Annotated in this window: 7 protein-coding genes; 2 read left to right on the forward strand and 5 right to left on the reverse strand. The window is 66.2% G+C overall.

The window, feature by feature from the left end; genetic code table 11:
* Positions 1–517 precede the first annotated feature (517 nt).
* The 5 genes from ACIQ7H_RS20985 to ACIQ7H_RS21005 all read right to left on the reverse strand — a co-directional run bounded on the left by ACIQ7H_RS20985 (position 518) and on the right by ACIQ7H_RS21005 (position 7,947).
* Positions 518–1,030, reverse strand: a complete 513-nt coding sequence (locus ACIQ7H_RS20985; RefSeq protein ID WP_395795233.1) for a hypothetical protein — start codon at positions 1,028–1,030, stop codon at positions 518–520.
* Positions 1,020–2,435 (reverse strand): RHS repeat-associated core domain-containing protein, encoded by a 1,416-nt coding sequence (locus ACIQ7H_RS20990; protein ID WP_395795235.1) that lies wholly within the window; start codon positions 2,433–2,435, stop codon positions 1,020–1,022. Before ACIQ7H_RS20990 ends, ACIQ7H_RS20985 begins: the two co-directional genes overlap by 11 nt.
* 264 nt (positions 2,436–2,699) lie before the next feature.
* Positions 2,700–2,888: a hypothetical protein gene (locus tag ACIQ7H_RS20995; protein WP_395795237.1), complete on the reverse strand. Its 189-nt coding sequence runs from the start codon at positions 2,886–2,888 to the stop codon at positions 2,700–2,702.
* A gap of 944 nt (positions 2,889–3,832) precedes the next feature.
* Positions 3,833–4,789, reverse strand: a complete 957-nt coding sequence (gene xerC, locus ACIQ7H_RS21000; RefSeq protein WP_395795239.1) for a site-specific tyrosine recombinase XerC — start codon at positions 4,787–4,789, stop codon at positions 3,833–3,835.
* Positions 4,786–7,947 carry a CHC2 zinc finger domain-containing protein gene (locus tag ACIQ7H_RS21005; RefSeq protein WP_395795241.1) on the reverse strand — a complete coding sequence of 1,054 codons (3,162 nt, stop codon included), beginning with the start codon at positions 7,945–7,947 and terminating at the stop codon, positions 4,786–4,788. The genes xerC and ACIQ7H_RS21005 overlap by 4 nt, the downstream gene beginning before the upstream one ends.
* A gap of 97 nt (positions 7,948–8,044) precedes the next feature.
* On the opposite strand from ACIQ7H_RS21005, the gene ACIQ7H_RS21010 reads away from it, so the two are divergent.
* The gene (locus tag ACIQ7H_RS21010) at positions 8,045–8,479 is read left to right on the forward strand and encodes a helix-turn-helix domain-containing protein (RefSeq protein WP_395795243.1); all 435 of its coding nucleotides are present in this window, start codon (positions 8,045–8,047) and stop codon (positions 8,477–8,479) included.
* A 98-nt stretch (positions 8,480–8,577) separates the two neighbouring features.
* A partial coding sequence (locus tag ACIQ7H_RS21015) for a hypothetical protein (RefSeq protein ID WP_395795245.1) occupies positions 8,578–8,795 on the forward strand: 218 nt, incomplete at its 3' end.

Consider the following 8,795-nt stretch of genomic DNA (forward strand, 5'->3'; position numbering starts at 1 on the left):
TGGAATGAACAGAGCACGCAGCAGGGGCTCGGACCCTTGAAATCAACGATCTGAACGCCCGATCTGTCCCCAACTCCTGCAACACCGCACCGCGTGCTACGAAGATAGACCTGACCCTCTGGTCTCGCACGCCAGAACCGCGCACCACCGGCAAGCGCGGCCCCGCACCCAAGCTGCTGCATCAGCTGGAGCAGGTCAGCAAGCTACCCAAGGCACAGCAAAAGTTCGTCAGCCAGATGCTCGACACCGTGCTGCAACAGGCCGGGCGCTGACCCCAGCAGCGCCGAGTTTCGAGCACACCAACAACAAGCCCCGCGAGAGCGGGGCTTGGGGACGTGCTTTGCTACTGGAATGAACAGAGCACGCAGCAGGGGCTCGGCCCCTTGAAATCAACGATCAGAACGCTCGATCTGCCCCCAACTCCTGCAACACCGCCCGGCGTGCTACGAAGATAGACCTGACCCTCTGCTCCTGGACCCGTGCTACGAAGATAGACCTGACCCTCTGCTCCTGGACCCTATCCCGTAACGCCGACCTGCTCCGCTGCCGGCTTGTCACGGTGGAAGCGGGCGATGCTCGCGTAGTCGCCAAACTCGGGGTACGGCTCCCAGTTCAATGAGACATCGACCGTCTTTTCCACCACTGTCTCCATGCCCGGGTCGCGGATGTGGTCCTCCTCGAAACTCATCACTTGACCGTTAGGCTTGAAACTCAAGCGGCGCGACCAGATCGGCATGCGATTGTCGCCGTCAAACTGATTGAACCCAGCGGCTACCATGAACAGCTGTCCGTTCGATTGGATGACAAACTGATAGTACCCAACTCGCCTTAAGGACTCGTCGTAGTACTCCACCTGTAGGCTATCCAAGCTAACGATCTCAATGATCGTGCTTGGACGTGCGGAATCACCCAGCAGCACCGTGTATAGCGCGCCCTTCTTCTCGTGGCGCTTGCGCGCCTCGGCTTCGGTCAACGGCTTTGTCGCGACCTTTCGGGCGCGGAACCAAGCCTCACAATAGCTAGTACTCATTTCCAAGCTCGTCCCGAATGATGATTCGCCGCCGTGCAGCCTCGTCGATCGACTGCTGAGGCACCGGCGCATTCTGCACCGGCACGTCAAGATACATCTGGCCTCGCAGTCGCTCGCCTGCCAACCCCCACTCCCGATTCCGAGGAGTATCCGCAATCACCGTACCTGGTGCGTACTTGCGCTCAAGCTCACGCAGATACCCCAAAACTGTCTCGGGCTGTACGTCGCCGATCTGCGTGTTCTTACGCGAAACAATTTCACCCACACCTTCGGGTCCGCCTCTCGGGTTGTAGGAATCCAAACGTAGACATGCACCCTGCCCGCACGAGCGCTCCACATAGACCTCGTTGTACGGATACCTCGATTGCTGCCGCTTGTTGAAATCATCGCCTCGCTGGAAGAGCGCTCTCAACCAGGCCGGCATGCCACCGCCGGCTTGGCTCACCGCGCCATCCGCCTTGACCGCCGCACCTGCGGCATCGCCGCCGATCTTCAACAGCGCCAAGCCAACCGGAGCTGCCGCCAAGCCACGCTCGACGCCGCTGAGGCGTTTGCCGCTCTGGTCCAGCCCCGTGGTCGCCGAGTGCAGAGAACAGGCGACACTCAATCCGCAACCCACTTCCTGCGCGATCTCTGCGCCCTGCTTGACTCCTTCAACGCCGGTGGTCAGGCCGCTTCGGAGTTGCGCAAGGCGAGCCATCTCCCAGTTTGGGTCTGTGAGGCCCACGCCCTCCGGCCCACCACTCTCGACGACCTGCAGCGGTGCCGCAGCTGCCGATGCAGGCGCGGATTCTGCGTCAGCACCCGTTGCCCAGCGCGACAGGCGGTCGAGCATGCCGCGTTCCATCGCCTGCGCGGTGGCCCCAAAGCTCGCCGCCATGCTGCGGGCGATCTGATAGTTGCTTGCGTCTGAATACGCGTCCGCCGAGGTGTTCCAGTACTGAACGCGACCACCTCGATTGATGGCCCAGTAGTTCGCGCCGTGCGGGATCTCGTCTTCGCTCGCCCACCGCGAGGCCCGCCCATCCGGATCGACGTACAGCAGCGGATTGCCGTTGGCATACAAATACTTGTTCAGCGTAATCGGGCTGAGCTCGTTGCCTTCCCACGGATCGATGCGGTTGAATCGCCCCAGCCCCGGCCGGTAGTACCGCTGCTGCGCGTAAAAACGTCGCCCATTGGACGGTTCTTCCGTGTCGAGCGTTTTTTCCTTGGTGGAGTGCGGACTTACCGGCGATTTTTCCTTAGCTGCAGGCTCAGCCTGAGCCGCAAAACCCCGAGGTGCGGTTTTGGCCGCGGACGCGAGTTCGCCGGCTTGCAGCAGCGAGCGCTCGGGCACGTACGCATGCGCGCTGGCGCAGGCCAGCGTGAGGACGGTCAGCAGGGTGAGTAGGCGGCGCAGCATGGGCGGCAGTGTCGATGCTGCGTGGAGGCGGCAGCAAGCGGCGTGCTCGTACGCCAGAGCGGGCGGTTGTCTCACCCTGCAACGCGCCCTTGTCCGATGCCCTGCCCGGCTCTTCTGTGGCCTGCGGTCGCGACAGCGCGGCACGCGCTGCGCGGCCGGAGGCGGCGCGTGGCCTACTGCCTGCAGGCGGAGCCAGGCGTACAGGCCACGCGCAACGCGCAGGCGGTGCAGCGCCGCCCGCGTGAGGCGGACGGCGCCGAGTCTTCAGCGTTTGCCTTCTTCGCGCTCGGACCGCTTCAGCTTGGCCCGCAGCAGCTTCTCGACCAGCTCAGCCACCTGGGCGGCGTCACTGCCGACGAGGACCAGTGAGCCGTAGGTGGTTTCCAGGGTGAGGCCATGACGCATCTCAGGCACCTGCTTGGCCAGCACGTAACGCAGGGATTGAGCATCCATTGACGAGACTCCTGATGTGCCCGCGATCAGGTGTTGATCGCTGTTGGCGGGGGTCCACCAGCGCCGCGCGCAGCCGGGTCAATGCTCGCGCAGCGACCCGCGCAAGCGGGCCTGGCATTGACGCGGCGAGCACGGCGCTACCCTGCGACGACAACAGCGAGCAACTAAAACGAAACGATCGGGGCTTGCGCGCTCTGGCTCTCCAGCGAGGCCGCACGCTGTGCCAGTGGTCCGCTCGAACCGCGCAGCGGTTGAGCGGCCACATACGCAGCGATGGGGAGCACGGAGCGCGCGGCGACAGCCTGGCCGGAGCCGCGACGCCAACCCCGCGCGCAACCGCGACACGCAGCAGCGAGGCGAGCAAGCCATGGATGGCGCGCAGACGCGCGCAGCGCGTGCAGGACGCTAAAGACACGCCGCGCCGGGAGCGCGGCACCACAGCAGGTGCTGGGAGGCACCGGCGGCCATTTGACATAGCGCGAATTACGCGGGCGCGGGGCTTTCGCGCGGCAGGACGCCGCGCGCCGCGCCTCCACAGGCAGGACGCCTGCGCGTAATTGCGCGTTATGTCACTTGGCCGCCTAAAGCCCCGTGAGCGCGCACCGCAGTGGCTCGACAGAGCGAGGACTTCCCGCGCGACACGGGGTTGGGGACGCAACAGCCGAGCGCAGCGGCAGGCGCGCAGGGTGTGCGGCTGCATCGCGCACGCTGCGTGCCTGCTGGGCAAACCCACTGCATGCGCGCAAGCGGATGCAGGCAGACGCGAGGCAGGAGCCGAGCGGGATCGGTCAGAGCGCAGCGCTCAACGGAGACGGCCAGGGACGGCCGGAGAGAGCCGGCGCTGCGCTTGCTGCGCAGCGCAGCGGAGCCGCTGAATGCGGCGTAGTGGAGCGGAGCACTGCAAGCGCCGTGACGGCGGTGGGAGCACGATAGCCTCCACGCTCTCACGCACTCGCGTCGTCCTCACGCACCCGGCGCTGGAGCGTCGCTGTCGGATGCGTGCGCGTGTACACCTCTTTCAGCTTGCTGATCGCCACGCGGGTGTAGATCGTCGTCGTGTTGATGTCGGCATGGCCCAGCATCGCCTGGATGAATCGCAGGTCCGCACCGTTCTCCAGCATCAGCGTCGCCATCGAGTGCCGGAACAGGTGACAGGCGCCGTAGGTCCGAATCCCGACGGCTTCGAGATACCCCTTCACCAAATCCGACAGCCGGTTCTTTACGTACGGCTGGCCGTGGTCGGTCAGAAACAGCGTTGCGTCCGCCGCATCCACCGACAGCAGTGGCCGCACATCCGTCAGATACGCCTCGATCCACGCCAACGCCCGCTCGCCGATCGGGATCAGCCGATCACGCCGGCCCTTACCCTCGCGCACCGCCAGCGTGCCGCCGGCACGGTCGAGATCCCGCAGCGTCAACTGCGCCAACTCGAAACGCCGGATACCGGTCGCAAACAGCGTTTCCAGGATCGCCCGATCACGCACCCCGAGCGCTCCATGCACCCCCGTGTGCCGCACCAGGCTCTCGAATTCCGCCAGGCTCAGCACCCGCATCGGCAGGCGTCGCTGCGTGCGCGGCAGCATCAGGTCCGCGGCCGGGTTGGCCGCAATCACGCGCTCACGCGTCAGCCACGCAAAAAACTTCCGCAGCGGCGACAGCCGCTGGCGCTGGCTCGACAGCGTCAGCGGTTGGCCGTTCGCTCGGCGCAGGTAGAACAGGTGCCGCGCATAACGTTCCAGCATCGCCAGCGTGACGTCCTCCGGCCGCTCCACGCCACGCTCGCCCAGCCAGTCCAGGAACAGCTTCACCGCGCTGCGCGCCGCCGCCACCGTGTGCTCGCTCAGGCCGCTCACCCGCAGCCATTCGTAGTGGTGACGCGCATACACCGACAGCGCGCTCATGGCGCCGCCTGCACGGACTCGGCCATCGCACCGTTACGGCGGCGTGCCGCCGGGACCTCTGGACGTGCGCTTTCGTCCCTAGCCGCGGCTAAAGAGGAAAACCCCGAGGCGGCAGGCGGGTTTGCCGGCATTTTCTGGCCCCACGAGGTGGCCACGGGGTTACCACTACCCGGCCACGAGCCGGCCACGAGGTGGACGTTTATCCCCACGAGGTTGGCCGTCGTAGACGCATCATCGAGCGACACCAGGCCCACCGCCTGCGGTGCGTCGCTGCCGGCATCGCCGTCGAATACCAGCTCGTAGACGAATCGCTGGCCGTTGCGGCCGGCGTGCGCGATCACGTATTCCAGCTCCACCAACCGATCAACATGCACGCGCAACTGCTTGTCGCTGAGCGTCAGCGCCTCGCGCAGTTCGCGCCGGGTGAAACGCACGGCATGCCGCTCGATGGCCTGCGCCTGTGCCCGCTGCGTGACAAAGGCCTGAGCCTGCGCCAGCACGCGCCGCGTCGGCGGCGGCAGCTCGTCCAGACTGCGGCCCAGCACCGCATGCGCCAGCCGGTTGGCCAGCGCGATGTCGTCGCGGCTGACCTCGACGTACTCGATCACACGGCCGCCGTGCTCCACGCTGCGCACCGGCCGCTGGTACTGGTGCAGCAGGGCAATGCTGTCGATCAGCGCCAGGTACTTCGCGTGATCGCGCCGCAGCCGCACGCGATCGGTCGCAAACGTCAGCGCTTCCGCAAACGGGTTCACCACTGCCAGCGGCCGCAGCAGGGCTTGCGCGGCGCGGTGCGCCGCCAGCACGTCCGCCGTGCGGGCTAGCGCCAGCAATCCGTCCAGCGTGCGCGCCTGCCGCTGCCGCACCTGGATCGCCGCGGTCTGCTCGCGGCTCTCATCAATCGTCAGCACCAGACACCGGTTCAACAGCTCTTCGTCGATGTCGATGGCCGTGGTGGTGAGGAACAGCATGACGGGGCCTTCGACGCGGTATTCCTGGGTGACCAGTTGACCCGTCACCGGGTCTTTGCCGGTGCTGGCGATGGTGAGTTCGCCTTGGCTCTGCAGCAGCTTCAGCGCATAGGCGGCTTGGCGTACGCCCTCTTCTTCGGCGATGGCGAGAATCTTGTGCTTCATCGCCTGCTCGCCGAGATAGAACAGGCTCTGCCCGGTCATCGCCGAGTAGTGCACTCGCTCGCTCTCGGGCATCAGCGCCAGCAGCGCATCCATCAGCGTCGACTTGCCGGCCGCCGATGTGCTCTGAATCAGGATCGCCAGCGGCTTGTCCAGCTTGCGCGACACACAGGCGAGATACGCCACCAGCGCATTCGCCGACTCACCCACCACGCCGGTCGCTTCCACGTCGGCCACGATGCGATCGATCAAATGCGGATCGCGCAGCAGCGCCAGGCCCGCCTGATGCTGCGCCGGTGTCATCTCCAGCACCGCTTCCGCCTTCGGCTCCAGACGCGACCGGATCAGCGCATCCTGCGCCTGCTCCAGCGCCTGCAGCACTTTGCCCAGGTCCGCCTTCACCACCTCCGGCGCCACTTCCAGCTCCACGCTCGCCTGATGGATGAATGCCGCACGCGCCTTGGCCTGCGTCAGCTCCAGCGTGTCCAGGTGGAAACGCTCACCGCGCATCACATGCAGGCTCACCTTCAGCGATTCATAGGACAGGTTCTTCGCCAGACCCCGCACCCGGTAGCGCCGATCCCCGCAGTCCAGCACCACTTCGCGCTCGTCCACCGCCACCGCAGGCTCGCGCGGCAACGGCGCGGCCGGCGAGGCGGGCAGCGGCGGCAACGGCTCCTCTGTCGCTGTCGCTGTCACCGTCTCCGGCGTCGGCGCTGCCTTGGCCGCGGGCGGCGGCGCTGCGGTCGTCGCCGCCACATCGTCGGCCTCCGCTGCCGTGGGCATCGACGCCGGCTGCGCAGCGGCTAAGGAGAAATCCGCTGGTGTCACCGACTGCGGCAGCGCCGCTGTACGCGCTGGCGGCGTGCCTCGCCCCAGCCACTCCGCCTGCCGGATCACCACGCCCAGCGACTTCACTGCCGGCCGCACCGCCAGCGCATAGGCGTTCGCATCCATGCCCTTCGGGAAGCGACAGCGGTAGCACTCAAAGCCCTCCGCCATCAGCTTAGGCGCCAGTTTGTCGGCCGCACCGTTACCCGGCTCGTCGGCGTCATACGCGATCAGCACGCGCTTCACACCGTGCCGATGCAGCGCCGCCAACAGTTCATCGGTGAAACCTTCTACGCCATACGCGCTGGTCACGTTGCGATAGCCGGCACACCAAAACGTCAGCGCATCCAGCAGCGCCTCGCACAGGATCACTTCTTCCTGCCCGACCAAACCGGCCTCGTTGAACACCCCGCGGTGCGGACCCGGCAGGTACAGGTGCAGCGCCGTGCCGGCGCGCAGCTTCGCGTTCGGCGCGATCTTGCGACCGTACAAGCCCACCGGCCGGCCGTCCGCATCCCGCAGCGGCACCACCAGCGAGCCCACCAGGTGCTCGTGCCCCGACGCCCGCAGCAGGCCGATCCGCTGCAACGCACCGCGCAGCGCCGCACCCGCCTTCACCACCTTCGACGGAAACTGATACCCCAGCGTCCGGTTCGCATACCCCAGCCCGAATGCCTCGATCACCTCCGGGTGTGCCAGCCCGCGCTTGTCCAGGTATGCCAGCGCCTCCGGGCTCTGCGTCAGCGTCGCCTGGTAGTACGCCACCGCCTCCGTCAGCAGCGCCTGGTCGGAGTCCGCCAACGCCAACGGCACCGCCCCCTCTCGCAAACGCAGCGCGCCCTTCGCCGGCCCAGGCAGCGCACGCTCGGTGCCCTCCGCATCGAACCGATCCGCCGCAAACCGTGGTGCCTCCCCAAGCTCCTGCCGCAGCAGCTCCACCGCCCGCCGAAACGACACGCCATCGAGCTTCATCACCCAATCGATCGGCCCACCGGCCGCGCCGCAGCCAAAGCAGTGGAACAGGTTCTTGGCCGGGCTCACCACCAGCGAGGGCGTCGCCTCCTCGTGAAACGGACAGCGCGCCGCCAGGTCTTTGCCCTGCTTCACCAGCGCGATCCCACGCGCCTCGATCAGCCGCACCAGCGACACTTCAGTCTTCAACCGGTCCAGCTCGGCGTCCGGAATGCGTGCCACGGGGTTCTCCCAAAAAGACGTCAACAGTCTTGTTGGACACTTTTCTAACATCCTTTAGGATGTACCGCAAACCTCCTTCCAGAAACCGGGCCGTATCGTGACCGCCTCCGCCACCACCGCACTCCTCGCGATGAGCTTCCCGGAACGCCTGGTCGAAATTCGCAAGTCCCGGAACCTGACCCAGCAGGGCTTGGCCGATCTGGCCGGCATCCACCTGACCCAGATCCAGCGCTACGAAAAGGGTGAGGCCCAGCCCACCCTGGACATGATCCGCAAACTCTCGCTGGCTCTAGCCGTTAGCGCCGACTGGCTGCTCTTCGATGAGGACGAGCGCGGCCCCGACGATGCCCTCAAGCGCCAGTTCGAGGCCCTGCGGCAGTTCGACGACGATGAGCGCCACGTCGCCGAGGTCGTGCTCGAAAGCCTCATCCTCAAACACCAGGCCAAGCAGGCGATCTTGCGGACTCAGCCCGTGGCCAAGCGCAGCGCCGAGCCGGAAAAGCCCACCACCAAACGGCGGGTCACACGATGAGCGGACTGCTGTCACGGGAACAGGTCAGCGCGTTCACAGCGCTGGCGGCTGTCATCCCTCGCCCACTTGTCTGGATCGCTACCTGCACGAGGTAAACCGTGAGCGCAGTCAACCTCTTGATGGGCACACTGTTCTTCGTCATCCCGCTGTACTACCACCGTGAACACCTGGCGGATAGCCAGATCGGCCGCTACGTTCTCGCCGGCTATGCACGCTCGTTGCGCTGGCGAGCTGAGGCGCATGTCATTGAGGAACTGCGCTGGCTCAGCAAGTTCTTCGTCGCGGCCGCGCTTCTGTGCCTGAGCCTCTTGCTGCT

This window comes from Aquimonas sp. (assembly GCF_044377145.1).
In the GTDB taxonomy this organism is placed as follows: Bacteria; Pseudomonadota; Gammaproteobacteria; order Xanthomonadales; family Xanthomonadaceae; genus Aquimonas.